Origin of the sequence: Aliamphritea ceti, assembly GCF_024347215.1 — a bacterium.
Taxonomy (GTDB): domain Bacteria; phylum Pseudomonadota; class Gammaproteobacteria; order Pseudomonadales; family Balneatricaceae; genus Amphritea; species Amphritea ceti.
Window position 1 is genome coordinate 266,811 of the sequence record NZ_AP025282.1, and the last position, 24,641, is coordinate 291,451.

Below are 24,641 nucleotides of genomic sequence, written 5' to 3' on the forward strand. Positions count from 1 at the left end.
AGTTATTCAGAACCTTACCGGTGAATCCGATGCTGACTGATTTGCACGGTTTATGTCGTTACATGGCCTGGTCTAACCGGGTGTTTTATCAGGCTGTGGCTGCATTGCCTGAGGGTGAAGCTGAACGGCACCGTCCCATGCTGTTTGGCAGCATTCTAAATCTGTTGCATCACGTTTATGCGATGGATGTGGTGTGGCAGCAACATATGATTGCCGGTTCCCATGACTATGAAAAACGTAATCCGCCAGCCTGCTCTTTTACAGAGCTACAACAGAAGCAGGCAATCCTGGATGACTGGTTTGTTGATCATGTGGCACATTTAAGTCGGGCGCAGTCCTGCGAGGTAATTGAGTTTGAGTTTATTGGTGGTGGTTTGGGAAAAATGACCCGTGCTGCGATGATTCAGCATGTAGTGAATCACACCTCTTATCATCGTGGGCATATCGAAGGAGTGTTTTATCAGTTGGGTGTTGAGCCGCCCACCACTGATATTCCGGTATTCCTCCGGAATAACTGTGATGGGTTCAATGGCTGTTAACCTGATTTAAGCAAGCGATAACTATCGGTCAGGCTGAGGTTGGTACGAATAAGGCTACCTAAACCTGCAAAGATTGCCGTGGCAATCAGTGGCAGACAAAGCCACATCCATGGATGCAGAACGACTTCAAGTTCGAATACCAGTGTATTGATTAGTCCCAGCAGAAACTCTGCAATCAATACCGCGATGGCACCGCAGGTGAGCCCTAATAATGTGAACTCCAGACGATCCAGCTGACGGGTCTGTTTGGCTGATGCTCCCAGTGTTTGCAGCATGGCCCCTTCATAACGGCGCTGAGCAAGTTCTTGCTGCAAGATAGTGATCAGCATAATGGCACCGCTGAGCAGAGTCAGCAGCATGATCAGGGTTGCCGCGGCGCTAAGCCGGTCGATAATGCCCTGAGCACGCACAATTAAGCGGTCAATATCGATCAGTGTAATAGTCGGGAACGCTTTAATCAGGGCATTACTCAAATGCTTTTGCTCTGGCTTCAGCTGGAAACTGGTAATCAGTGTTGCCGGTAGCTGATCCAGCATACCCGGGGCGAAAATCAGATAGAAAGTCGGTTGGTAAGAATCCCAGTTTACTTCTCGGATACTGGTGACAGCACCGCTGATGGTTTGCCCGGCAATGCTGAATCCTACTTCGTCCCCCAGTTTGATGCCCAGCTCATCAGCCAGCTCAGCTTCAATGGATATTCCCTGTTCTTCACCGTGCCAGTTGCCACTGAGAATCTTATTGTGATCTGGCAGTTCGGAACGCCAGGTTAGGTTCAGTTCCCGCTGCAGAGCATGATGCTTCTGCTGTTCCTCATTGAGTACGCTGCCGGTAGATTGCTGGTTTATCTCGGTTAACCGGCCCCGCACCATTGGATAGATATTGGCATTAATCTGATTGTCGTCGAGCCAGTTGGTAAAACGTTCACCTTCCCATGGCTGAATATTAAGAACCACGTTGTTTGGGGCGTCTACTGGCAGTTGAGCCTGCCACTGGTTCAGCAGTTCATTGCGGGTCAGTAGCAGTACCGCCATGATTGCCAGAAGTACGGAAAATACACCTGCCTGGAGCTTATGCCAGTGACGTTGCTGACGCAGGCGCAATGTCAGTAATGCGCTCAAACGCAGTTTTTGCCTGGCAGCTGCAGCACTGAACAACAGTGCCTTTTGTGCCAGACTGCCGGCAATCCAGCCGAGAATCAGCAAAGCGCTTGTAGCGATAAGCGGCAATGCAACAGAACCGATATACAGACTGATTACCATAATTAGCAGGGCTGTACAGAGCAGATACAGCCAGCGGCTGGTTCGCTGAGATACATCTGAGCGGATCATTTGCATGATGGATACTTTACCCAGCGGTAATAAAGTTGGCAGGCCTAATGCAAACAGAATCACCAGTGCCAGTAACGGGCTGGTAATTACAGAACTGATGGCCAGTGGTGCCGGATTACGGATAAATTCACTGAGCTGGGCAATCAGCAATTCATGCATCAGGTAACCTGTAAGTGCCCCCAACACGGCGGCAAACAGCCAGCCGGCAAACAGCTGTAAGGTATACAGCCAGCCTAACTGGCGAGGGGATAACCCAAGGCTTAGCAGCAAGGCACAGCGGTTATGCTGATCTGCTGCATAGCGCTGTAAGCTGAGCAAAATGGCCACGGCTCCGAGCAAAATCGCCATCAGCGCGCTGAGCTTCAGATACTGGTTGGCATTCCCCATCGCGTTGCCATCGATTTCACGTTCTTTGCTGGCGCTGAATATTCTTTGATGGCTGGGAAGGTTTGCCTGCCACTGACTTTCCAGTTCATTAATCAGAGGCTGCGGGCCGGCAATCATCAGACGGAATCCTGCCCGGCTGCCTGGTGCCATGATACCTGTCGCTTCCAGCTGGTCAGCACGCATGATGATCTGTGGATTAAAACGGGAGAAACCGCCGCCCTGTACAGGGCTGTCAACCAGCACATGGCTGACGGTAAATTCGCTATAGCCTAAATAAATTTTATCGCCCAGTTCTATATTCAGCCGGTCCAGCAAAGCTTGCTCAGTCCAGACCGTATTCAGATCGGGTGTTGGCGGGTGCTCTGCCGGCAGCGTGTTTATTTTGCCCCGTAACGGATAAGGGGCCTCCACTGCGCGAATAGTGCTCAATACGTTCTGTTCGTCAGTTTCAGCCATGCTGATGAACTGTGTCAGTGTGGTGGTGCGCAGTGCCGGGTCGAGCGTTTCGGTACGTTGCTGAAGCTCAATTGGCCGGCTACTGCTAAGGATCATGTCGGCCCCCATCAGTTCGGCACCCTGACGGCTGAGGCTCGAATAAATCCGGTCACTGGTGGTGGTTAGCAAGGTCACCAGAGAGGTCATCACAAATAATGCCAACAGTAAGGTTAGCCAATCACTGCGACGCCACTGGCTGCGAAACTGACGCCAGGCAAGCTTACGAATATTCCGTATAGAGCTCATAGGTTTTGCTCAGTCAGCTGGTTGTCTGCGAGAAGAAACTGGCGGTCGCAGCGGGTAGCCAGCTGCGGATCATGGGTGATCAGAATCAGGGTTGACCCGCTATCTTTGCTAACATCAAATAGCAGGGAAATGATTTTTTCGCCGGTTTTGGTGTCCAGATTACCAGTGGGTTCATCGGCGAAGAGCAGATTAGGGCGGGTTACAAATGCCCGGGCAATCGCTACGCGCTGGCGTTCTCCACCTGACAGCTGTGCAGGCAGGTGATTCATTCGGGCACCGAGTCCGACCTGTTCGAGCCAGTACGCTGCCTGTTGCTGGCTGTCTTCTGCACCCTGAATATCCAGCGGTAGCTGAACGTTTTCCAGCGCTGTGAGTTCATTGAGCAAATGAAAGGACTGAAACACAAAACTTATGTGTTCGGCACGCCAGCGGGCTTTTGCTTCGTTATCCAGCGTGTTTAAATCGGTGCCCGCGAGGGAGATGGTACCGGCGCTGGGTGTGTCTAAACATGCTAACAGGCTCAGCAGGGTTGATTTACCGGAGCCGGAGGCTCCGAGAATAGCGACCCGTTCTCCCTGCTTGATTTGTAAATCGAGTGCGTTAAAAAGGGTAATCGCCCCTTCACTACTGGTAAATGTTTTCGCCAGTTGGCGGGCATCAATTGCAAAAGAGGATGGCATCGACATGAAATTCTACCGTTTACTGTTTCTGTTAATCATATTTAGTAGCAGCGCCAGTGCCAAAACTATGCTGGTACTGGGCGACAGCCTTTCTGCTGCCTATGGCATGCAACAACAACAGGGTTGGGTTGCTTTGCTGCAACAACGTTTATCTGAACAGTATTTCGAAGTAGATGTGGTCAATGCCAGCATCAGTGGCGAAACACTTAGTGGCGGGCTAACCCGCCTGCCGGTTTTGTTAAACAGACATCAGCCGGACTACATAGTTCTTGAGCTGGGAGCCAATGACGGTCTGCGCGGTGGTAATGTTAAAGTCATTGAGAAAAATCTCCGTAAGCTCATGGCAACAGCAACCGAAAGCGGTGCTCAGGTGTTGCTACTGGGTATTCGTTTACCACCCAACTATGGACCACGCTATACCGAGAACTTTTTCAAACTCTATGAACAAACCGCCGTAGAATATAAAACTTACCGGGTGCCTTTCCTGTTAGAGAATGTCGCACTGGATCCAAAAATGATGCAGTCCGATGGTTTACATCCTAACGTTATCGCGCAACCGGTATTACTGGATACGGTCTGGCCAATAATGCAGATTATGCTAGGTAAGCCGTAAAAGGAAAGTTAAGAAATGTTAAGACCTGTATGCGGTTACTGCAGTTAACCGCTTACTCGGGCTGACTTCAGCTCGCAGCCATTGATATTCCCAGACGGTTCCAAGCATTGATTGTTGCGATTAGCATAATCAGTTGGGCCAGTTCTGTTTCTGTGAACTCCATTTCTGCTGCTGCATACACCTCATCCGGTAAACCCTGCACAGCAACATTCGTCAGCATGTCCGTTATTGCAAACGCCGCGTGTTCCCTGTTGCTGAAAACGGTGCTGTTTTTCCAGTTGTTTAATGCCTCTATTTTGTCTTTATCTATGCCGATTTTTTGAGCTGCTGTTGTGTGCATATTAATGCAGAAGTGACATCGGTTTATCAGTGAGGCCCTGAGACGAATCAGTTCTTGTAAGTCTGCTGTGAGGCTTGAGTCAGCCAGATAGTTTTCCAGACCAAACATAGCCTGATAAGCATCAGGCTGAACTTTTTGTATGTTTAAGCGTGACATAGTCTTTCCTTAATTTCGGTGGATAGTCACAGCTACTCTAGAGACTATGCGTATTTGTATTAATGGCTTAAATTGATAAACATTATCGCTATTATAGCGATAATAGAGTCGGCACTGAGTGACTGGAAACATGTTGAAAATACAGCTGGAAGAGTTAGAAATATTTGTTGCGGCGGTAAATAGCGGCAATTTTAGCAAGGCTGCTGAGGTGCTGGGGGTAACTGCGTCAGTGGTGAGCCGTACTGTTATGAAGCTGGAAGCGAAGCTGAGTACTACCTTGTTTAACCGCACAACACGGAAAATATCTATAACTCAGGAAGGTGAGTGGTTATTTGCGAATGCTCAGAATATGCTTGCGGATGCCAACAAAATAGAGAGTTTTTTGAGGACAAAAGACCGGGAACCTGAAGGGTCGTTAGTCGTCGATGCGGCAACGCCATTTTCGTTGCATGCGTTGAGTCCGTTGATTCGCGGCTTTAATCAACAGTATCCGAAAGTGCGGGTATCACTACAATCAAACGAATCTAATATTGATTTACTTGAGCGCCGGATTGATCTGGCAATTCGTATCGGTGAATTGCAGGATTCCAGCCTTAAGTGCCGCAAAATAGGCGTCAGCTATCGCAAACTATATGCTTCACCGGACTATCTGAAACTGCACTCTGTACCGCATTCGGCTGACGATTTGCGCGAACATGCCTGTCTTGGTTTTATTAAACCGGAAAAACTGAATACCTGGCCGGTCAGGCTGGCTGATAAGTTTTTGGAAATTACTCCTGACACCCTGGCTGACAGTGGTGAAACGCTTAAACAGCTGGCGATTAATGGCTGTGGTATTGCCTGTCTTTCTTCATTCACTGTGCAGACCGAAGTTCAGGCAGGAAGGTTGTTGCAAGTTCTTGAAACAGAGACTGTTTTGCAGCCGGTACCGATTTATGCGGTGTTCTATTCGGATAATGAAGTGAATAGCCGGCTACGTTGTTTTATTGATTACATCAGCGAGCATATACAGCTGAGTTAATCAGTGCTGCTGTTCTATGAATAGCGGCTCTAGAACGTCTGCAAGATTACTGACATCTTTTTGCCGGCTGAGTCGGTCCAGCGCTTTATAGATGGGCTTTTGTTGCTGCTTTGACAGTTGCTCTAACAGCTTTCCTACCTGCGCATCATCAACACTGAGATGGTCCCGTTGTGCGTGGTTACGCTGATTAAGCAGTTTATAGATATACAGAAACCGCGCCAGTACGACATAAGGAAAGTTACGGTTTGTCATGGGGCCTATTTTGGCTTCAAAGCCGCCTAAAGGCAGGCCTTTAAGTTTCTGTTTTGCTAATTTGTTTGCTCCCAGCCAGGCAGCAGAAGAACCAATCGCACCGCCGCCTAAAGTGCCAAGCAGGAGTGAGCTGCCGGCAACGGTAAGATCCAGTACACCACCTGCGGCAGCTCCGGCAATGCCGCCGACGGCTGCCAGTTGTTTACGGTTGAGACCCCATGCATACCATTTTTCAGTATCGAACAAGTCATCACTGAGGGTAAGTTCACTGCTGTCTCTTTGCAGTTGATGGTGTCGGTAAACAGTCTGAAGTTCGTCGTGTGCCTGGCTTTCGCGTTTGCGCATCCAGCTGTAGTAAGCGGCTTGTAAAACCGGCTGAAGTGATTTCGCCTGTTGCTGATCGATTACCTTCTGACGTTGCTGATAACGCACCATATCTTCCAGCAGATGTGCAGCAAGTTTACAGCTGTGTTGCTGTTGCCGGCGGATTTCAGCTTGCACGGCAGTTACCAGTGAGCTGAGGGATTGTGACCAGGGTTGGTGCAGGTGGGCAAATGCCTGCAGTAATTCGATATGCTGATCGAGATCTGCCTTTACCGCATCGAACACTCTCACAGTGCGGAAAAACTGCTGTAACGCCTGTTGCCAGCTGTCGATGTAATCACTGTTACTGATGGGGTTGATAAGTGCCATGCTTGGCTGGCCGGTCCAGCGCAGAATTTCCATTTCAGCTTCATATTCGGGGCTGTACGGGCGGGAACTGTCGACCACGTAAAGAATTGCAGCGCCTTCCATTATGGGTGTGAGCAGTTCGGTTTCATCCGGAAACTGCTGGTGACAGCTGTCATCTTGCAGAAAGGCTTTGATTCGTGCTGCTCGCTGATCGGCGTTAACCGGTTGTTGCTGTAACCAGGCCAGCAGTTTGCGCGGTCGCTGGAATCCTGGCGTATCGATCAGCTTGTAATGGGCTTCACCCAGATGAATATCAAAGCTCTCAGAAACCTGTGTAGTACCGCTTTGCATGGATACGGCAACTCTGTCATCTCTGGCCAGTGTTGATACGACTGAAGATTTTCCCTTGTTTGGGTGACCTACTACAGCAAATGCCGGAATCATAATAATCCCTCCGCACGTATCAGTTGCCACTGGGGTAACGGTTTGCAAAAGCGACGCCATTCATTCAGGTAATGTGTGCTGACCGGAAGCCATTGACTGGCTTCACTGTTCCAGTCCAGTGGCAGTAAATAACCTGTACCTGCCTGAAGTAAATCAGCCAGCTCTCCCATCGGTGGTTCCCAGGCTGCGGTAACGACGACTAACGGTAAGGTTGCTGAGAGTGCCTGTTGCTCTGTATCAGGATGACCGGTGGCGCCGCCCTGAAATGCATTGTTAGGAGTGCCTAAAACTGCATATAGAGAATGCTTCAGTTCAGTTGGCAAGGCATTCCAGTAAAGCAGGTTGTATTCAGGTAATGGCAGTTCTGGTTCCGCGACAGTCGTGAGCTGTGGCGCTTCCGGTTGAGGGTTCTTAAGAGCTTCAGATGTTGGTTCGTTGTGTATTGCTGATGCTTGTGTCAGTTGTTGTAAGCAATAACGGCTCCAGCTTAGGCTGAGTAGTCGTGGTACAACTCCATAGCAGAGTTGCGCCATGATCAGGAAAGGCCACCAGGCACCGTAGTCTGCTGTGCCTTGCGGTGCAATGAGGCGTGAGTCCCGGGTTTGTTCAAGCAAATTCTGCAAAGGCTGTGCTGCGTCCAGAAACCACCAGGGCAAAGCGATGGCTTTTAAAACCGGAAGAATATGTTCGGCGCTCAGCAGAGTGCTGCGCCAGACAAAGTTAACATCACTGAATAGCAGGCTAAAAATCAGCGCCATACTACAGGCCAGACTAAAGCTCAGTGCTAGCTTTTGTGCCAGATAAAAGACCTGTACCTGCCAGTCATCCTGATGCTTACGTTTTAATACCTTCTGCTGCCAACCCGGTGGCCATAAGGGTAGATTGATCAGTTGTAATGTCAGTGAGGCCCGTTGCTGCAGAAAAGGGGAAATAAACAGCAATAACATCGCGCAAACCGGCCAGGCAACGAAAAGTAGCAGCAGATAAAGAAGATTTACCCGACCCAGTGCGTCGCCACCCATGATGGCAAAGGTTGAAAATGCGCCGAGCAGAAACACTGCGCCGGTTAATAGGTTGCTGATTCGAGCGTAAGCAGATGTTTGCACTCAGATTTATCCTGACAGAAAAGCTTCATCTTAACTCCTTGGCTGGCAGAAAAAAATCAGGATTGTTAATGTGCTGAAATGCTTAGCAAAGGAAAGGATGGATCACATGCAACAGATACTCGTTTATGCCGACAGCCTCAGTTGGGGCATTATTCCTGATACCCGTGGCCGTTTGCCATTTGAACAGCGCTGGCCAGGTGTCTGTGAGATTGCATTGCGCAATGCAGGGCAGGATGTCCGGGTGTTGGAGAACTGTCTGAATGGGCGGCGTACAGTCTGGTCTGATCCCTTTAAAGATGGCCGGGATGGCAGTGAAGGCCTGGCACAGGTAATGGAAATTCATGCGCCCCTTAGAATGGTGGTGCTGATGTTGGGTAATAACGACTTTCAGTGCACTCATGATAACAATGCCTGGTTGTCTGCACAGGGCACCGCAAAACTGATTGATATTATCCGTCAGGCACCGATTGAGCCGGGCATGCCTGTGCCAGAGATTCTGGTGATTGCGCCTCCTGCGATTGTTCGGCCTAAAGGCGCTATTGCTCATAAATTTCAGGATGCTGAACAGCGCTGGCCAGGGCTGAAGGAAGCTTTGTGTGAGGTTGCTTCAGGTCGGCAGTGTCATTTTATGGATGCCGGGGCGGTAACGGATGCAAGCCGGGTGGATGGTATTCACTTAGATGCAGATCAGCATGAAAAACTGGGATTGGCCGTTGCTGATTTTTTACAAAAACGACTATGAACAGATCTGTTCGCAAAACGGGTAGTCTAACTGTGTATCAGTATCAGCTTTCTGAATGGAAAACTGTAATATGTTGCTGATATATCGGTTTTAGTTGCTGTACCGTTACCGGAGAGAAAGCTGTGATTAGAAGAGCGTGGCTAGGAATTTTTAGTGGTTGGCTGTTGTTATGCTCATCTGCTGCGATCAGTGCGCCCGAGAAAGTAGTCTTTGGTGTGATGCGGTTGGCGTTCCCCCCTTTTCAGGTTCTGCAAAGTGGTCAGCCTGCAGGGCCTGATCTTGATACGGTAATTGAAGCATTTCGTCGCATGCCGGATTATGAACTGGATATTCAGGTAATGCCTTTTAAGCGGGCAAGACATGAAATTTATACAGGCCGTATAGATGTTACGACTATGTATAAAACGCCAGACCGTATCGATAAATTGCTGTTTCCGGATACTCCGATTCGTTGGAGTATCTACAAAATTGCCGTGCCGGCAGGTAAACGTTTTGAGTTTAACGGCATAGATGATCTTGCTGGCCGCCGTTTCGGGAAGTTGGAAAAAGTGCCTGTCAGTCAGGCGTTCGATGTAGCGGCGGAAGAGAAGAAATTTGAGTTGTATGAGCTGAAATCATTTAAAAATATGCTCGAAATGCTCAACCTGGAACGTTTAGAAGCGGTTGTGGGGCACGTGCAAGTGATTGATTATGTAGCTATGACAATGGATTTAAGGGGGCGGATTGAGTTTCTGGATAAACCTGTGCGTCCAGCTAAAGAGTTACATCTTGCGGTATCTCCTCAGTCTAAAGTGTCGAATCCGGAAGCGTTACGTAAAGCTTTATCTTTGAGTTTTAAAAGTATGCTGGATGACGGCACTTATGATGCTATCTACCGGGCTTATGGTTTGACTTACGAAGGCTTATAAAAGTAGTAAAGAAAACCTGACAGCTCCCGCACACGGATCAGATAGCTAAGGAATGTCAGGTTTTTGGGGCCGTGAGTACCGGATCAGCACTCTGAATAGTAAATATCGTCGAGTTCATCGTTAACCCTGTCCAGGGCATCGACGTAAGAGACAGCATCTTCCCGTTTCCAGGCGCTTTCCATCTTACTGGCCGAATGGAACAACACCCGGTTGTTTTCTTCATCGGCGACTATGTAAACAGCGTCAACAACATCAGCAAGAAACTCATCTTCCTCGCGGGTAAAACCGATGCTGGCGTCAACATCGTCTGCCAGTTGGGAAACATCGTGGCGCATTTCATTCAGATCTGGGCAGGACAATTCCGCATAGCTGACGCTACTTAGGGTTAACAATCCTATAAAGCTGGAAAGTTTTAAAAGTTTTAACAGTTGCATTGTCAGAACATTCTCTGTGTTTAGGTTTGTCGGGAGACAGCAGGGAGGAGCTGTAGTTGTCTCTTCAAAGTGGCCACAGAATAGCAATATCAGGTTCAGGACTGTGTAAGGCTTTGTAAGCGTTTGTGTAGTCGTTGCCGGCATAAAAAAAGGCGCGACCTTGAGGGTCACGCCAATGGAAAGGGCGCCTGATAAAGCACGCCGTGCTGGGAAGAGTTCGTTAACCGAAGTGGATGTTAAGCAGCGACCCACTTTTCCAATTCATCGGCACCACCAATGTGCTCACCATCGATGAATACCTGTGGTGCAGTACCGCGACCTGAAATAGCCGCCAGTGAGCTGTAAGAAATACCTTTACTGCCCAATTCGATTTCTTCGAATGGTAAGCCCTGAGCTGTCAGAATTGCTTTGGCACGGACACAGTGTGGGCAGCCTGCTTTAGTCAGAATGCTGACGCGCTTAGGTTGCTCGGCATCTTTATTCAGGTAAGCCAGCATAGTGTCGGCATCAGAAACCTGGAACGGGTCGCCCGGTACGTCTGGTTCAATGAACTGCTTCTCGATTACACCATCGACAACCAGCATGGAGTAGCGCCAGCTGCGTTCACCGAAGCCCAGGTCACTCTTACTGACCAGCATGTCCATACCGCGGCTGAAATCACCATTACCGTCAGGAATAAAAGTGATGTTTTCAGCATCCTGATCTGCCTGCCATGCGTTCATTACAAAGGTGTCATTGACTGATAAACAAATAATGCTGTCGACGCCCTCTTTTGCGAATACTCCGGCCAGTTCGTTGTAACGTGGCAAGTGAGTTGAAGAGCATGTCGGAGTAAAAGCGCCTGGCAAAGCAAAGATAACGACCTTTTTGCCGGCGAACAGATCATCAGTGGTTATGTTTTTCCATTGGTTATCCTGCTGTGTGTGGAATGTAACCTGTGGAACCTTCTGACCTTCGCGGTTGCTCAACATCGTGTGAATCTCCTGATAAATGAGTAAGTTTTTTGGCTTCCCTGTGAAGCGATGAAGCTATAGTGCCGTAGCACCTTAAATAATAGAAATTAATTAATTCTAAAAGTTTAATAGTTTTTGGCTAAAATAAATCTATTAATACCTAAGTCTTAATAGTCAAAGAGAATCACCGCGCTACCCAGGCTGGTGTTACAACGCCTGCAGGACAAATGTTGTCGTAAATCGGCACATGGCTATTAGTAGATACCTTGATAATTGCCGGTCACAATAATAATTAGTCTGTATACAGATGCGCCATTCTGAACTTGTCAGATCAAATCAGGCATCGTAGTACAGACTCAGTAGCAGGCGAGAGCTGCGGGGTTCTTATGTCAATCAGCGTATTTGATCTTTTTAAAATTGGGGTGGGGCCATCGAGCTCGCATACTGTAGGGCCAATGTTGGCAGCGGCTGAGTTTGCCGATTACCTGCAAGAGCATAATCTGGCTGTAGATGTGTCACAGATTCGTGTTGAGCTGTTTGGTTCATTGAGTGCGACTGGCGTTGGTCACGGCACAGATAAGTCTGTTGTTATTGGTTTGTTGGGTGAGCGTCCGGCAACCGTAAATCCGGAAATTATTGATCCGACAGTTGAATCTATTCAGAGTGATGGTCGTCTCAACTTGCTGGGTAAATATGATATTGAATTCGTCTGGGAGCGCGACATGCTGCTGCTGGAAGAGAATCTGTCATACCATCCAAATGCTATGCGTCTGTCTGCTTACAATGCTGGCGGAGAAGTCCTGTATAGCAATACCTATTATTCTATTGGTGGTGGCTTCGTCATTGATGAAAGCCATGCCAGCAGCGACGCGCATCTGGTCCCTCAGGTAGCGCTGCCATATGAGTTCAACAATGCTGTTGAACTGCTTGCGTTGTGTAAAGAAAACAACTTCAGCATCAGTCAACTGATGATGGAAAATGAAAAGGTCTGGCGTTCAGAAGAAGAGACCCGTGAAGGTCTGGTGATGATCTGGCGTGCGATGCGTGATTGTGTGAACAACGGTTTGCGCAAAGAAGGTATCTTGCCGGGTGGCCTGAAAGTACGTCGTCGTGCGGCCAGCCTGCATAAATCGTTACAGGAAGCTCGTGGCAGCAACATCATCAGCTCAACAATGGGCGCGATGGAATGGGTTAATTTATATGCGCTGGCGGTTAATGAAGAAAATGCTGCCGGTGGTCGTATGGTAACTGCGCCAACCAATGGTGCAGCGGGCATTATTCCTGCGGTATTGATGTACTACATGGAATATTCTGATCAGATTAAAGAAGAAAACGTTGTCGAGTTTATGCTGGCAGCTGCTGCAATTGGCGCGTTATGTAAAAAGAACGCGTCTATTTCCGGTGCAGAAGTGGGCTGTCAGGGTGAAGTAGGTTCAGCCTGTGCTATGGCTGCTGCCGGTCTGTGTGAAGTATTAGGCGGTACGCCTGAGCAGGTAGAGAATGCTGCCGAAATTGGTCTGGAGCATAACCTGGGTCTGACCTGTGATCCGGTTGGCGGTCTGGTACAGGTGCCTTGTATTGAGCGTAATGCGATTGCTGCTATTAAGGCAATCAATGCAACTCAGTTGGCTCTGCGTGGCGATGGCGAGCACTTCATCTCACTGGATAAGGTTATTAAAACCATGTGGGATACCGGCATGGATATGCAGGATAAGTACAAAGAAACCTCCCGTGGTGGTTTGGCGGTAAACGCTGTCGAGTGCTGATCCAAGCCCTGCTGGCCGGGAGTATTCCTGGCCGACATGTATAGCAACGACATTTACAGGGGTATAAGTTTTTTGCTTATGACTTATGCCCAGCTAATCTATATAGTTGCTTTGGCGATGATTTTTTCGTCAGATGTACGTTTCTACAGAACGTATATTTCAAGAATTTAAGCTGCCGTTGTCATGATAGGGCTGACAGCGGTTGAGATAATGCCGGAGAGAATAATGATTAAATCTAAAGCTGCTGTTGCCTGGGGACCGGGTCAGCCTTTAAGCATTGAAGAAGTCGATGTAATGCCACCACAGGCAGGCGAAGTCCTGGTTAAGATTGTTGCTACCGGTGTATGTCACACGGACGCTTTCACCCTGTCAGGTGAAGATCCGGAAGGTATTTTCCCGGCGATCCTGGGCCATGAAGGTGGCGGTATCGTTGAGCAGGTAGGCGAAGGTGTAACCAGCGTTGCTGTTGGCGATCACGTTATCCCTCTGTACACCCCTGAGTGCGGCGAATGTAAATTCTGTAAGTCAGGTAAAACTAACCTGTGCCAGAAGATCCGTGAAACTCAGGGTAAAGGTCTGATGCCTGATGGCACCAGCCGTTTCTCTATCGACGGTAAGCCTATCTACCATTACATGGGTACCTCTACTTTCTCTGAGTACACTGTACTGCCGGAAATTGCACTGGCAAAAGTGAACAAAGAAGCGCCTCTGGATGAAGTTTGCCTGCTGGGCTGCGGTGTCACTACCGGTATGGGTGCAGTAATGAATACTGCCAAGGTAGAAGAAGGCGCAACAGTTGCTGTATTCGGTCTGGGCGGTGTTGGTCTGTCGGCAATTATCGGTGCAGCAATGGCTAAAGCTGGCCGTATCATTGCGATAGATATTAACGAAAGTAAGTTTGATCTGGCGACTAAGCTGGGTGCGACTGAGTGCGTTAATCCAAAGAATTACGACAAGCCAATTCAGGAAGTCATTGTTGAACTGACTGACGGTGGTGTGGACTATTCTTTTGAGTGTATCGGTAACGTTCACACTATGCGTTCAGCACTGGAATGCTGCCATAAAGGCTGGGGCGAATCAGTGGTGATTGGTGTTGCTGGCGCAGGTCAGGAAATCAGCACCCGTCCATTCCAGCTGGTAACTGGTCGGGTATGGAAAGGTTCTGCTTTCGGTGGTGTTAAAGGTCGTTCTGAACTGCCGGGTTACGTTGACCGTTACATGGCTGGTGAATTCCGCCTTGATGACTTCATTACCCACCGTATGGGACTGGAACGCATCAACGAAGCCTTTGATCTGATGCACGAAGGTAAGAGCATCCGTACGGTTATCGAATACGATAAGTAAGCGGTTGTGAGAGGCCTGTTATAATAGGCTCTATCAGAATACGGAGATCCGCCGGAAGCGGATCTTTCCCTCAACGGGAGAATTATGATGAGTATTGAAACACTCAGCTCGGTACGGAGCTTCGCTGGCTGGCATCGCCAGTACAGCCATCAGTCAGAAACGCTGGGCTGTGCTATGCGCTTTGCTGTTTACCTGCCACCGCAGGTAGAAGAAGGCGAGAAAGTGCCGGTGCTGTACTGGTTATCAGGCCTGACCTGTACCGACGAAAACTTCATGCAGAAAGCTGGTGCTCACCGGATGGCTGCAGAACTGGGAGTAGCTATTGTTGCTCCGGATACCAGCCCGCGTGGTGAAGACGTACCGGATGATTCGGAAGGTGCTTATGACTTTGGTCTGGGTGCTGGCTTTTATGTCAATGCCACTCAGGCACCCTGGGATAAGCATTACCGCATGTATGATTATGTGGTGAATGAATTACCCGCGCTGATTGAAGCCGAGTTTCCTGTATCCGATAAAAAGGCCATTAGCGGCCATTCTATGGGTGGTCATGGTGCGCTGATGATCAGTCTGCGTAACCCGGGTATGTTTGTATCTGCTTCAGCTTTCAGCCCAATCACTAATCCGGTAAATGCACCATGGGGGCAAAAGGCCTTCAGTAATTACCTGGGTGATGATGTTGAAACCTGGCGTCAGTATGACACCTGTGAACTGATTAACCTGGCGGATTCAATTCCACCTATGCTGGTTGATCAGGGCGGCGATGATTCATTCCTGCATGAACAGTTGATGCCAGAAAATCTGGTTGGCGCTGTAGCGTCCAGTGGTCTGAATTTCGAGCTGCGTATGCAGCCTGGCTATGACCATAGCTATTACTTTATCGCGAGCTTTATTGAAGAGCACCTGCGTTTCCATGCGGGGCATCTGAAAGGCTGATCAGCACTAAGCGTCTGAGACAGTTGTCTGATAAAAGTAACCCGGTTCAGTGTCAGCTAAACCGGGTTTTTTTTAAAAAATCAGAAAGTAAGCCAAGGTAAGTATTGAGGTCTGAATTTACAGGAAATAAAAAACGGCCTGATAAGAATCAGACCGGGTACTAATACATAGCCCAACACTATGTTTCTGGCACCAAGAGTTACTACTGTTGACCGTTAGACAAAGCGATGGGGTTAACCGCTGGGTCTTTCAGGTAAAGATCAGAAACCTAACCACTTCTGTACTTTCTCAGGGTTATTCTGCACCCAGGATTTAGCGTATTCACCGGCGTCTTTTTTCTCCACCGCCATGGCATAGATCCAAGCGCTGATGTCGCCGCTTTCCAATTGAACATTCTTTAACAGCCGGGCAATTTCCGGAGCGCGTGCATCCAGTGAACTTGACCATGCAACGTGTACATTGGCGTTGTCCCAGGCGGTGCTGACGTTGGATTTGCTCATCCAGTCCGGGTCATCAGTCGGCTTTACCATGGTCCATTTATTGGCGTCATACTTTGGTTCTTCCAGCATTACCAGATCATAGAGTTTGAAAATGTGGTGCGGGGCATAGCAGTAGCTGACAAACGGTTCCTGTTTCTTTACTGCACTATCGAGCTTCGACAGAGCCAGTGTTTCATCCAGTTCTTGCAGTTCAAAAAACTCTGCGAAGCCGTAATCCCGGGCGCGAACCTTTTCTACCGGGGTAGAGCCCCAGCCTGTTGCGCCGATCCAGACTTCACCGCGGCCGTCACCGTCAGTATCAAACAGGCTGGCATTGTCGGCATCTGCCAGATCGAATACAGATTTAATACCGTGTTTCTCTGCGGTATCTTTCGTTACGCAGTAGCCTTGTACAACGTCGTAAGGTTTACTGCTCAGAGTGACGGAACCTTTGTCAGTGTACTTGTCTATCAGACTTTTCTGATTAGGCATCCAGGCTTCCGGATGTACATCAATATCACCTTTGCCGCTGTCCATCGCTTTAAATATAACTGCGTTATTTCCTGGTGAAATATCGGCTTCCATTCCCAGTTCCTGTTCGATCACTTCTTTCAGAACGTAGGCGGTTACTTTGGCTGATGGCCAGTTCGGCTCACCGATGACGACATCAGCGGCGTGCGTCAGTCCTGCCGCTGACAAGCCCGATGTGAGCATGATGGCGGAGAGTAATTTGTTCAGTTTGTTGTTGTTTTTCATTACTGGTTCCTCACAGTTATTATTTTGCTTTACGTTTTTTTGGATTGCCCTGAATGATGCGGTCGAGCACCATGGCACAGGCCAGAATGGCAAGGCCGGCGATAACGCCCTGGCCCTGTGCGGCGTATTGCAGTGCACTGAGTACATCTTCGCCGAGGCCTTTTGCGCCGATCAGTGATGCAATGACCACCATCGACAGGCACATCAGGATGGTTTGGTTAATGCCCGCCATGATGGACGGCATAGCCAGTGGGATATCTACTTTGAAGAGTAGGAACCATTTACTGGCGCCGAATGCTGTTGCAGCTTCGCGGACAGTATCCGGCACCCCTTGCATACCAAGGGCTGTTAAACGAACGACCGGTGGCATACCAAATATGATGGTGGCAATGATGCCTGGGGGTTTACCGGTACCGAAGAAGGCGATAACAGGTATCAGATAGACGAAGGCAGGCATGGTTTGCATGAAGTCCAGAATGGGTCTGACAGTGGCGTAGACTTTCTCATTTTTGGCACACCAGATACCCAGTGGTACACCGAATAACACACAGATGAAGCTGGCGGTGCCAAGCAGTGCCACTGTGGCCATGCTTTTTTCCCAAAAGCCAAACAGAGCCAGATAAGCCAGTGCGCCTACAGTAAATAGCGTTACCCGGGGGCCAGCCAGCCGCCATGCCAGTACGATGATCACCAGCATGACGATTGGCCAGGGTGTATCAACCAGCACCACTTCGGTAGCATCGAGTAATATCCGAATAGCATCACGAATACCGTCGAACAGACCTTCACCGTTTAAGGTTAACCAGCTGAATAAGCCGTCTACCCAGTTCGCCAGTCCTGTGTGCCAGCTACGGTCAGCCGGGAATATCAACAGCCAGTGTGGTGGCTCGGTGGCAGTGAAACGATAGGCTGCCAGTGGATATACCAGCGCCATCATCAGCGCACCCATACTGGCACTCATAACGCTTAGGCCGCTACGGATACTGCGGTCAGAACGCCATTGCATGAAACGTTGTTCCAGTAGCCAGTTAGCCAGGCTGCCCTGTATCGCTTTGATGGCAATCAGTAACAACAGACCGACGATCATGATACTGACTCCGCCAGCTGAGGCTGCCGCAGCGGCTTGCTCTGCTTTCAATGCGCCGGCCTGAAATGACTGCGCACTGTTCATAAGGATTTCGCCATTAATGGAGCCTTCTTCAATGGCGATACGGGCCTGTTGGAAACGCTGTTCTGCTTTAGCGGAAAGACGTTCTGCCCGTGCCAGCTGATCAGCACCCAGGTTGCCAAATAAGCCCCGGCAGATCTGTACCACCATCACTGCTTCGGCAATCAGAAATGGCCAGAACCATGCCCATAATCCTCGGGCTGCTAACCAAACAGGTCCAAAAAGGGCGGCGGAAAGGTTAAAGGTAAAGCGGTAATTGGCAGCATTGCCCAGTTGTTCAAACTGTTCGGCGTAGTAATCACTATTCTGGCCGGCGAACTGCTGTGCCAGGCTGAGTTCTTTATCGCTGCTGGTGGTTTGATCTTCGCTGATTGGATCAAAAGCAGAGGTTTGCGTGGTATTCATTATTACAGCTCCTATTTACCGCCCTGAATGCCGCGTAACAAACGACTGTTATCGACGACACCTATGTCGGTGCCTGCGTCATCGGTGATGATGACTGCACCCTGACCGGAGACTGAAATATCGATCAGTTGGTCTAAGTCGGTACTTTGTGGTGCTCGTGGTGCGCGGGTTATATCGGTTGACGGTGCCTGGCTAAGCCATTCGCTTAAGGGCTGCATAATGCTGCCAGCGTGAACCAGCTTCAGACGGGATATACCCGCGATAAAGTCGGCAACATAGTCATCCGCCGGGTGGGTAATTATCTCTTCCGGGGTGCCTGTCTGTACGATGATGCCGTCTTTCATGATGGCGATTCGGTCACCAATACGAATGGCTTCGTCGAGGTCATGGGTGATGAAAATGGTGGTTTTTTTCATCTTACGGGATAGCTCCATGAACTGATCCTGGAGCTGTCGGCGGATTAGCGGATCCAACGCACTGAAGGGTTCGTCCATCAGCAAAATATCTGGATCTGCTGCCATCGCCCGGGCTAAATTCACCCGCTGTTGCATGCCGCCGGAGAGTTCGTGGGCGAAGTTGTCTTCCCAGCCGGCAAGGTCAACTAATCCCAATACTCTCTGAGCAACCTGATAACGTTCGCGCTTGTTAACGCCCTGAACTTCTAAGGGCAGGGCGACATTGTCCCGCACAGTTCGGTGTGGCAGCAGTGCGTTGTTCTGGAAGACCATGCCGATTTTGCTGGCACGCAGCTGGCGCAGGGCAAGATCATCTTTTTCCATCACGTCTTCATTATTTATCAGAATCGCGCCGGCGGTTGGCTCAAGCAGACGGTTAATATGACGAACCAGCGTGGATTTACCACTGCCGGACAGGCCCATGATGCAAAATATCTCACCTTCCCGGACGCTGAAGTTTGCATCGGCGACACCGACCACGCAGTTATACTGCTGGCCTATTTCTGTTTTACTCAGTCCCTGATTGATTGCGGCATCTAAGGCTTCACTAGCCCGTTCACCAAAAATTTTCCAGACATTACGGCATTCGACGGCCACCTGAGTCTGGCTATTCATCGCACTTGTCATTGCGTATTTGCCTCCTGTTATTGTTGTTTTGGGGGGCCGGCAGAATTTACTGTCTGCCGGCGGAGGAGTTATGTATGGATCAGCCCTGACTGGTTTCCCGTTCGCGGCGAATAGAGTCCGCGATAAGGCTGATTTGTTCGAACATGATGGCGGTGGAAGCAAAGGCGGTAATTTGATTTGGGCTGTCTTTGGATGGAATCATGCAAACAACATCAGCACCGATGACGTTCAGGCCCTGCATACCCTGCAGAATGCCGACGGCTTCATCCATGGTGAAACCTGAACAGCCAGGTTCGAGGTTTGAAACTGCCGGTGCGACTGAAGGGTCCAGGCAATCCAGGTCGAAGGTGATGTAGATCGGCATGTCACCGACTCGCTCGCGCAACAGATCTACAGTGCCCTGAATACCGATTTCGCGGAACTCATCCATATCGACCATGCGATAGCCCAGACGGTCGCTGGTGCGCTTCCAGGTAAGGGTTCGGGTATGGCCACGGATGCCAATCTGAATACTTTGTTCCGGATCAACGTGGCCTTCTTTGGCGACATAACTGCCCCAGTGAGCAGCGGAACGTTCGGCTCCCAGCCAGTGTGGCAGGTGGTCCATGGTGTCTGTGTGAGCATCGAAGTGCACCATGGCGATTTTCTGACCGCCGCTGAGTTTAGCGTCGGGTCCACCCAGTGCTTTCAGGATAGGCCCTGTAATGGAGTGATCACCACCGACTGAAACCGGGCGAACACCGGCGGCATCCAGCTCTTTATAGTAATTTTCGATGTCGATGACCGTTTCATCGTTCACCATGGCCCGTGGCATGAGTACGTCACCCAGGTCATGAATCTTGCACTCATCCCAAGGCACAATATTGAATTTATTGTGAGCCCGGCGGTAAGAGCCGGATACGTTGCGAACAGCTCTTGGTGCCAGGTGCTGATCCCGTTCAGTGGTGCCATTACCGGTACTGTGTGGTATGCCAACCAGAGCGATATCACAGGCATTCACGTCAGGATCGTGAGGGCAACCAAACAGGGTTGGAACGCCCCACCAGTAAAGGTTTTTCATAAAAACGTCCTGGTCGGACTTGAGGTGCTTATCTTCGCTCATGGTTCTTCCTCACACAGCATGCTGTTTATTGTTATGCAGTGCCCGGCTCAAAGGTTGAACCGAACATCTATGATGGGGTTAACCGTAACGCGGAAGAATTCACGAGAGTATGCAAGAAATTTCATACTATTTATGATTTTTAGTCATAAATATTTCTACTGTACTGTGATAAAAATATAGCGGAATAGCTGGTTTTATAACGGTATTGCGAATGATTATTGAAAAGTCTTCAAAACCGCATTATTGCTTCTATACATTATTCGGCTGCTGAATCCGGTAGCCTGACTGAGAGACTGAACCATGCGACGCATACCTCCTTTGAACAGTTTACGGGCCTTTGAAGCCACTGCCCGGCACATGAGTTTTACCCGGGCGGCAGATGAGTTATGTGTGACTCAGGGAGCGGTTAGCCGACATGTGCGTAATCTGGAGGAGTATCTGGGTGTTTTGTTGATTCAGCGAAATACCAGGCACATGAATCTCACTGACGCCGGGATAACTATGTTATCTGGTCTGACCCAGTCATTTAATTCGATTGCCAATACAATTGAAGCGGTGACTAAACAACATAATGATCTTAACCTGCTGGTTTCATCCGGGTTTGCCATGCTGTGGCTGATTCCCCGTTTGCACAGCTTTGAAGAAGACACAACGCACCCGCATGTCCGCTTAACAACCCGGGCAGGCAGCATCAGTTTTGAACGGGATTATTTTGATGCCGGCATTATTTATGGTGATGGTAACTGGCCGGGTGTGCAGGCTGAACTGGTATTTCGGGAACAGTTAGTTCCCGTGTGTTCTCAGGCTTTGATGAAAACAGAGTACCCGTTAACGGATCTGGATAATCTGCAACACCATACTTTATTGCATCCATCGACGGATCACCGTGACTGGCGGGTATGGCTGAAAGCGAATGATGTTAAAGGAGTAGATCCTGATCAGGGATTAGCGTTTGAATCGATGGATGCTGCGCTTCGGGCGGCATCTATGGGGCATGGTATAGCGATCAGTGATCTCTCGCTGATTCAGGATGAGCTGACTTCTCAGTGGTTACTGCAGCCTTTTCCAGGCTCGTTTTACAGCGGTCAGGGGTATTACTTTGTATATCCTCCTGAGAAAGCCGATTATCCACAGATTCAGCGTTTCAGAGAGTGGCTGAGTAGCGAATTAGCAGACCATCAGACAGCATCAGACAGTTTTGCTTATCAGCCTGAATCCAGCAGTAACTGAATACGCCCTGCGTTTTTTAGCTCTGAAACTGTTGGGCTATGCGTTGCATATTTTCACGCAATATTGCAATAAAAGCGGCCGCCAGCTGTGATGCCGGACGGTGCGCCGGTTGCAGGATGGAAACCGACAGCGGCACGACTGGCAGGAAGGGTTTGAATACCAGTTTTGAGTCCACTTCCCGGTAGTCGAAGTAGCTGCTGGCGGTCATTGGGTCACAGATGGTGTAACACAGACCTTCTTCAACCAGCGTCAGGGCTGGCTGAAAATTACGCAGTTCAAAACGGGGGTTAAACCCTGCTTTAGCGGCTTTAAATGCTCGCTGAGTAGCGATTAGGTTGGGGTGGTCTTCCTGTAGTACGGCCAGTGGCTGGTCGGCCAGATCCTGAGGCTGAATATATTCCTTTCTGGCCAGTAGGTCATCCTTGGGCATGGCGCAGACACAGGGGAGTTCAAAGGTTTCGACTGCCAATGCAGCGTTAGGTGGCGGAGTTTCTGCCAGACCAATATCGTACTGCTGGGAGGCAATCCATTCTTCAATGACGGCTGACGCCCGCATCATCATAGACACTTTTACCTTAGGTTTATCACGAATAAAGTCAGCCACTAATCTGGGCATGATGAACTGTGACGACGCCGGCATACAGGCAATGCGCAACCGGCCTTCTTTCAGGGATGCTATTTCTTTCATGGTGCGGGCAGACTGCTGCAGCCGTTCCAGAATGGCTTCGGTTTCTTCGAAGAAGTAGATCGCTTCTGGTTGGCGAACCAGCCGGCCTCGCTGGCGCTCAAATAACTGAATCCCCAGTTCTTCCTCCAGGCTGGCAATCATTGAGCTGACTGCTGGCTGAGTGCGATTCAGCACTCTGGCGGCTTCTGAAATAGAGCCTGTGCGCATGACTTCACGAAAGGCCTGAAGTTGGCGAATGCTGAGGTTCATCATGATTACCTGTGATTAACCGCATAAATCGGGATTTTTTTCACCGATAAAAGCAGTTGAAAGTTAAGGGTTAATCTACAAAGCATAAAAAAAATCTATAGAGTAATCAATATTATCGTTTTGATTTTATGGGTTGCTCTCGCCAGTATTTCCTCACGAATAACTATAAATCTGCTGTGTTATCACTTCACCGGATCAGGACCGAAACCTGACCTGAAGCCATATAGATGAGCACAGCGTTGTGAGGAACCCGCCCATGAATCGATTCGTCAGCTTGCTTCTGACCGGGTTGATATGTCTGGTAGCCGCCGGGCAATTTGTCCAGGTTATTACCCGTTACGTACTGGAAATTCCGGTAATGGGGCTCGAAGAAAGCCTGCTTTATCCTACTTTGTGGCTGTATGTACTGGGGGCGGTTAATGCTTCCCGGGAAAATACCCATATCCGCGCTAACGTGCTGGAAATCTTTCTCAAAACGCCTCGTCAGTTCACCATCCTGGCCATTCTGGGTGAAGTGATCAGCCTGACGGTTGGCTGCTGGCTGACTTATTGGGCCTGGGATTTCACTAAGTATTCCCTGCGGGTCTGGAAAGAAAGTCCAACGCTTTATATCCCTACCTTTTATGTCGATATCGCACTGCTCTCCGGCCTGGTGCTGATGATGCTCTATACCCTGATGCATCTGGTGAAGCATATCCGCAGCCTGAGTGATGCCGACTCAGGTGACAGTTCAGTTCAGGAGTCTCAGCAATGATTGAAGTCGCGTTAATCGCAGTAGCCTTACTGGTCATTCTGCTTACGTTAGGTGTGCCGCTGCCGTACTGCTTTGGTGGTGGTTTGATGGTGATGTATTTCCTTGGCGATGTAGTAATGAAGGGCAACATGCTTTGGGGCTTTCAGCAACTAGGTAATCCGGTATTGCTGGCTATACCACTGTTTGTACTGGCCGGCACGATTATGAGTGTCAGTGGGATTGCCGCGAGTCTGCTGCGCTTTGTAAATATCTTTGTTGGTCATTTACGGGGTGGTCTTGGTGTGGTTGCAACCATCAGCTGTGCGCTGATCGGGGCTATTTCTGGCTCAGGTTTAACAGGTGTCGCTGCGATTGGTCCGCTGCTGATACCGGAAATGGAAAAGCAGGGTTACCCCCGTGAATACGCCACTGCGTTGATTGCCAATGCATCTCTGCTGGGGTTGTTGATTCCACCAAGTGTCACCATGATCGTTTATGGCTGGGTGACAGATACGTCTATTCTGGCCTGCTTCTTAGCGACGCTTGGCCCGGGGCTGCTGATCATGACGAACTTTTCGGTCGTGAACGTATGGTTGGCGCGTAAATTCCCACTGGTGTTGGAAGAACGCCCGAAAGGAAAGGAATTCGTAGCGGAAGCGACTAGCCGTGGTTTTAAAGCTACGCCTGCGTTGCTGATGCCTGTGATTATTCTGGGCGGTATTTATGGCGGCATCATGACGCCGACAGAAGCTGCAGCTCTGGCGGTTATTTACGCTATACCTGTTGGTTTCTGGATTTATCGCGGCCTGACTATCAAGACTTTCCTGGCAGCCTGTAAAGAAGCATCGACTTCTGTCGGCGCCATTATGCTGATGATCCTGTTCAGTATGATTCTGTCGCAGATGTTTGTACTGGAAAGTATTCCTCAGGCATTGGTTGAGTCTATTTTTGCGATCACCGAAGACAAAACCATATTGCTGATTCTGATAAATATTCTGCTCTTCCTGGTAGGCATGGTGGTGAACGACGTGACGGCGATCATTCTGATTGCGCCGTTGCTGTTGCCGCTGATGACTGCGATTGGAATTAGTCCGATTCAGTTTGCCGCCATTATGGGTGTGAATACCGCGATGGGTGGTGTAACGCCGCCATATGCATCGATTCTGTATCTGGGTGCCCGGGTAGGCAAGGTTAAGGTAACAAAGGTAATTCGTCCGGCGATGATCCTGATCCTGACCGGTTACTTGCCAGTGGTTTTCCTAACATCTTTCTGGGGCGATCTGTCGCTCTTCCTGCCACGTTTCTTTGGCTATTAAACCTGATTGATTTTCCGGGCAGCTGCGGCTGTTCGGTGCGTCTGTATGTGAAACCTGTAATAAAAACAAATGAG

Annotated in this window: 23 protein-coding genes; 11 read left to right on the forward strand and 12 right to left on the reverse strand. The window is 49.4% G+C overall.

Annotation, left to right across the window (positions count from 1 at the left end; translation table 11 throughout):
* Window positions 1-29 precede the first annotated feature (29 nt).
* Window positions 30-539: a DinB family protein gene (locus OCU49_RS01135; RefSeq protein WP_261843194.1), complete on the forward strand. Its 510-nt coding sequence runs from the start codon at window positions 30-32 to the stop codon at window positions 537-539.
* On the opposite strand, the gene OCU49_RS01140 is transcribed toward OCU49_RS01135, so the two are convergent.
* Window positions 536-2,995: an ABC transporter permease gene (locus OCU49_RS01140; RefSeq protein WP_261843195.1), complete on the reverse strand. Its 2,460-nt coding sequence runs from the start codon at window positions 2,993-2,995 to the stop codon at window positions 536-538. The genes OCU49_RS01135 and OCU49_RS01140 overlap by 4 nt on opposite strands.
* On the reverse strand, window positions 2,992-3,681 hold the full coding sequence (locus tag OCU49_RS01145) for an ABC transporter ATP-binding protein (protein WP_261843196.1): 690 nt from the start codon (window positions 3,679-3,681) through the stop codon (window positions 2,992-2,994). The genes OCU49_RS01140 and OCU49_RS01145 overlap by 4 nt, the downstream gene beginning before the upstream one ends.
* On the opposite strand from OCU49_RS01145, the gene OCU49_RS01150 reads away from it, so the two are divergent.
* Window positions 3,680-4,288 (forward strand): arylesterase, encoded by a 609-nt coding sequence (locus tag OCU49_RS01150; protein WP_261843197.1) that lies wholly within the window; start codon window positions 3,680-3,682, stop codon window positions 4,286-4,288. The two genes, OCU49_RS01145 and OCU49_RS01150, sit on opposite strands and share 2 nt — an antisense overlap.
* Window positions 4,289-4,355: 67 nt before the next feature.
* On the opposite strand, the gene OCU49_RS01155 is transcribed toward OCU49_RS01150, so the two are convergent.
* On the reverse strand, window positions 4,356-4,784 hold the full coding sequence (locus tag OCU49_RS01155) for a carboxymuconolactone decarboxylase family protein (RefSeq protein ID WP_261843198.1): 429 nt from the start codon (window positions 4,782-4,784) through the stop codon (window positions 4,356-4,358).
* A 130-nt stretch (window positions 4,785-4,914) separates the two neighbouring features.
* Between OCU49_RS01155 and OCU49_RS01160 the strand changes: the two genes are divergently transcribed.
* Window positions 4,915-5,805 (forward strand): LysR family transcriptional regulator, encoded by an 891-nt coding sequence (locus tag OCU49_RS01160; RefSeq protein ID WP_261843199.1) that lies wholly within the window; start codon window positions 4,915-4,917, stop codon window positions 5,803-5,805.
* Here OCU49_RS01160 and OCU49_RS01165 read toward each other — a convergent pair whose 3' ends face one another.
* Together OCU49_RS01165 and OCU49_RS01170 are read right to left on the reverse strand one after the other, a co-directional pair.
* Window positions 5,806-7,173 carry a DUF3482 domain-containing protein gene (locus tag OCU49_RS01165; protein WP_261843200.1) on the reverse strand — a complete coding sequence of 456 codons (1,368 nt, stop codon included), beginning with the start codon at window positions 7,171-7,173 and terminating at the stop codon, window positions 5,806-5,808.
* A complete protein-coding gene (locus OCU49_RS01170) occupies window positions 7,170-8,279 on the reverse strand; it encodes a DUF2868 domain-containing protein (RefSeq protein WP_261843201.1) in 1,110 nt (369 codons plus the stop codon). Before OCU49_RS01170 ends, OCU49_RS01165 begins: the two co-directional genes overlap by 4 nt.
* Before the next feature lie 106 nt (window positions 8,280-8,385).
* Between OCU49_RS01170 and OCU49_RS01175 the strand changes: the two genes are divergently transcribed.
* On the forward strand, window positions 8,386-9,021 hold the full coding sequence (locus tag OCU49_RS01175; RefSeq protein ID WP_261843202.1) for an SGNH/GDSL hydrolase family protein: 636 nt from the start codon (window positions 8,386-8,388) through the stop codon (window positions 9,019-9,021).
* 122 nt (window positions 9,022-9,143) lie between these two features.
* On the forward strand, window positions 9,144-9,929 hold the full coding sequence (locus OCU49_RS01180) for a substrate-binding periplasmic protein (RefSeq protein WP_261843203.1): 786 nt from the start codon (window positions 9,144-9,146) through the stop codon (window positions 9,927-9,929).
* Window positions 9,930-10,012: 83 nt separating this feature from the next.
* On the opposite strand, the gene OCU49_RS01185 is transcribed toward OCU49_RS01180, so the two are convergent.
* Both OCU49_RS01185 and OCU49_RS01190 read right to left on the reverse strand, forming a co-directional pair.
* On the reverse strand, window positions 10,013-10,363 hold the full coding sequence (locus tag OCU49_RS01185; protein WP_261843204.1) for a hypothetical protein: 351 nt from the start codon (window positions 10,361-10,363) through the stop codon (window positions 10,013-10,015).
* Between the two features lie 236 nt (window positions 10,364-10,599).
* Window positions 10,600-11,334: a glutathione peroxidase gene (locus tag OCU49_RS01190; RefSeq protein ID WP_261843205.1), complete on the reverse strand. Its 735-nt coding sequence runs from the start codon at window positions 11,332-11,334 to the stop codon at window positions 10,600-10,602.
* A 368-nt stretch (window positions 11,335-11,702) separates the two neighbouring features.
* Between OCU49_RS01190 and OCU49_RS01195 the strand changes: the two genes are divergently transcribed.
* From OCU49_RS01195 to fghA, 3 genes are all read left to right on the forward strand, one after another.
* Complete coding sequence (locus tag OCU49_RS01195) at window positions 11,703-13,082, forward strand: L-serine ammonia-lyase (RefSeq protein ID WP_261843206.1); 1,380 nt, start codon at window positions 11,703-11,705, stop codon at window positions 13,080-13,082.
* Window positions 13,083-13,310: 228 nt separating this feature from the next.
* Window positions 13,311-14,426 (forward strand): S-(hydroxymethyl)glutathione dehydrogenase/class III alcohol dehydrogenase, encoded by a 1,116-nt coding sequence (locus OCU49_RS01200; RefSeq protein ID WP_261845292.1) that lies wholly within the window; start codon window positions 13,311-13,313, stop codon window positions 14,424-14,426.
* An 87-nt stretch (window positions 14,427-14,513) separates the two neighbouring features.
* Complete coding sequence (fghA, locus tag OCU49_RS01205; RefSeq protein ID WP_261845293.1) at window positions 14,514-15,359, forward strand: S-formylglutathione hydrolase; 846 nt, start codon at window positions 14,514-14,516, stop codon at window positions 15,357-15,359.
* 260 nt (window positions 15,360-15,619) lie between these two features.
* Here the strand turns inward: fghA and OCU49_RS01210 are convergent, their stop codons facing one another.
* The 4 genes from OCU49_RS01210 to OCU49_RS01225 all read right to left on the reverse strand — a co-directional run bounded on the left by OCU49_RS01210 (window position 15,620) and on the right by OCU49_RS01225 (window position 20,351).
* On the reverse strand, window positions 15,620-16,594 hold the full coding sequence (locus OCU49_RS01210; RefSeq protein WP_261843207.1) for an ABC transporter substrate-binding protein: 975 nt from the start codon (window positions 16,592-16,594) through the stop codon (window positions 15,620-15,622).
* A gap of 19 nt (window positions 16,595-16,613) precedes the next feature.
* Window positions 16,614-18,167 carry an ABC transporter permease gene (locus OCU49_RS01215; RefSeq protein WP_261843208.1) on the reverse strand — a complete coding sequence of 518 codons (1,554 nt, stop codon included), beginning with the start codon at window positions 18,165-18,167 and terminating at the stop codon, window positions 16,614-16,616.
* Between the two features lie 11 nt (window positions 18,168-18,178).
* A complete protein-coding gene (locus OCU49_RS01220; protein WP_261843209.1) occupies window positions 18,179-19,249 on the reverse strand; it encodes a quaternary amine ABC transporter ATP-binding protein in 1,071 nt (356 codons plus the stop codon).
* Between the two features lie 79 nt (window positions 19,250-19,328).
* Window positions 19,329-20,351, reverse strand: coding sequence for an arginase family protein (locus OCU49_RS01225; RefSeq protein ID WP_261843210.1), 1,023 nt, complete (start codon window positions 20,349-20,351; stop codon window positions 19,329-19,331).
* A 300-nt stretch (window positions 20,352-20,651) separates the two neighbouring features.
* On the opposite strand from OCU49_RS01225, the gene gcvA reads away from it, so the two are divergent.
* On the forward strand, window positions 20,652-21,581 hold the full coding sequence (gene gcvA / locus OCU49_RS01230; RefSeq protein ID WP_261843211.1) for a transcriptional regulator GcvA: 930 nt from the start codon (window positions 20,652-20,654) through the stop codon (window positions 21,579-21,581).
* Window positions 21,582-21,597: 16 nt separating this feature from the next.
* Here gcvA and OCU49_RS01235 read toward each other — a convergent pair whose 3' ends face one another.
* Window positions 21,598-22,521, reverse strand: a complete 924-nt coding sequence (locus OCU49_RS01235; protein ID WP_261843212.1) for a LysR substrate-binding domain-containing protein — start codon at window positions 22,519-22,521, stop codon at window positions 21,598-21,600.
* 253 nt (window positions 22,522-22,774) lie between these two features.
* Between OCU49_RS01235 and OCU49_RS01240 the strand changes: the two genes are divergently transcribed.
* On the forward strand, window positions 22,775-23,272 hold the full coding sequence (locus OCU49_RS01240) for a TRAP transporter small permease (protein WP_261843213.1): 498 nt from the start codon (window positions 22,775-22,777) through the stop codon (window positions 23,270-23,272).
* Window positions 23,269-24,567 carry a TRAP transporter large permease gene (locus OCU49_RS01245; RefSeq protein WP_261843214.1) on the forward strand — a complete coding sequence of 433 codons (1,299 nt, stop codon included), beginning with the start codon at window positions 23,269-23,271 and terminating at the stop codon, window positions 24,565-24,567. The genes OCU49_RS01240 and OCU49_RS01245 overlap by 4 nt, the downstream gene beginning before the upstream one ends.
* Window positions 24,568-24,641 lie beyond the last annotated feature (74 nt).

What these genes read in the sequence shown, in the direction of transcription:
- OCU49_RS01135 (WP_261843194.1), top strand. Translation starts at nt 30, where the DNA reads ATGCTGACTGATTTGCACGGTTTATGTCGTTACATGGCCTGGTCTAAC.
- OCU49_RS01140 (WP_261843195.1), bottom strand. Translation starts at nt 2,995, where the DNA reads ATGAGCTCTATACGGAATATTCGTAAGCTTGCCTGGCGTCAGTTTCGC.
- OCU49_RS01150 (WP_261843197.1), top strand. Translation starts at nt 3,680, where the DNA reads ATGAAATTCTACCGTTTACTGTTTCTGTTAATCATATTTAGTAGCAGC.
- OCU49_RS01145 (WP_261843196.1), bottom strand. Translation starts at nt 3,681, where the DNA reads ATGTCGATGCCATCCTCTTTTGCAATTGATGCCCGCCAACTGGCGAAA.
- OCU49_RS01155 (WP_261843198.1), bottom strand. Translation starts at nt 4,784, where the DNA reads ATGTCACGCTTAAACATACAAAAAGTTCAGCCTGATGCTTATCAGGCT.
- OCU49_RS01160 (WP_261843199.1), top strand. Translation starts at nt 4,915, where the DNA reads ATGTTGAAAATACAGCTGGAAGAGTTAGAAATATTTGTTGCGGCGGTA.
- OCU49_RS01165 (WP_261843200.1), bottom strand. Translation starts at nt 7,173, where the DNA reads ATGATTCCGGCATTTGCTGTAGTAGGTCACCCAAACAAGGGAAAATCT.
- OCU49_RS01175 (WP_261843202.1), top strand. Translation starts at nt 8,386, where the DNA reads ATGCAACAGATACTCGTTTATGCCGACAGCCTCAGTTGGGGCATTATT.
- OCU49_RS01185 (WP_261843204.1), bottom strand. Translation starts at nt 10,363, where the DNA reads ATGCAACTGTTAAAACTTTTAAAACTTTCCAGCTTTATAGGATTGTTA.
- OCU49_RS01190 (WP_261843205.1), bottom strand. Translation starts at nt 11,334, where the DNA reads ATGTTGAGCAACCGCGAAGGTCAGAAGGTTCCACAGGTTACATTCCAC.
- OCU49_RS01195 (WP_261843206.1), top strand. Translation starts at nt 11,703, where the DNA reads ATGTCAATCAGCGTATTTGATCTTTTTAAAATTGGGGTGGGGCCATCG.
- fghA (WP_261845293.1), top strand. Translation starts at nt 14,514, where the DNA reads ATGAGTATTGAAACACTCAGCTCGGTACGGAGCTTCGCTGGCTGGCAT.
- OCU49_RS01210 (WP_261843207.1), bottom strand. Translation starts at nt 16,594, where the DNA reads ATGAAAAACAACAACAAACTGAACAAATTACTCTCCGCCATCATGCTC.
- OCU49_RS01215 (WP_261843208.1), bottom strand. Translation starts at nt 18,167, where the DNA reads ATGAATACCACGCAAACCTCTGCTTTTGATCCAATCAGCGAAGATCAA.
- OCU49_RS01220 (WP_261843209.1), bottom strand. Translation starts at nt 19,249, where the DNA reads ATGACAAGTGCGATGAATAGCCAGACTCAGGTGGCCGTCGAATGCCGT.
- OCU49_RS01225 (WP_261843210.1), bottom strand. Translation starts at nt 20,351, where the DNA reads ATGAGCGAAGATAAGCACCTCAAGTCCGACCAGGACGTTTTTATGAAA.
- gcvA (WP_261843211.1), top strand. Translation starts at nt 20,652, where the DNA reads ATGCGACGCATACCTCCTTTGAACAGTTTACGGGCCTTTGAAGCCACT.
- OCU49_RS01235 (WP_261843212.1), bottom strand. Translation starts at nt 22,521, where the DNA reads ATGATGAACCTCAGCATTCGCCAACTTCAGGCCTTTCGTGAAGTCATG.
- OCU49_RS01240 (WP_261843213.1), top strand. Translation starts at nt 22,775, where the DNA reads ATGAATCGATTCGTCAGCTTGCTTCTGACCGGGTTGATATGTCTGGTA.
- OCU49_RS01245 (WP_261843214.1), top strand. Translation starts at nt 23,269, where the DNA reads ATGATTGAAGTCGCGTTAATCGCAGTAGCCTTACTGGTCATTCTGCTT.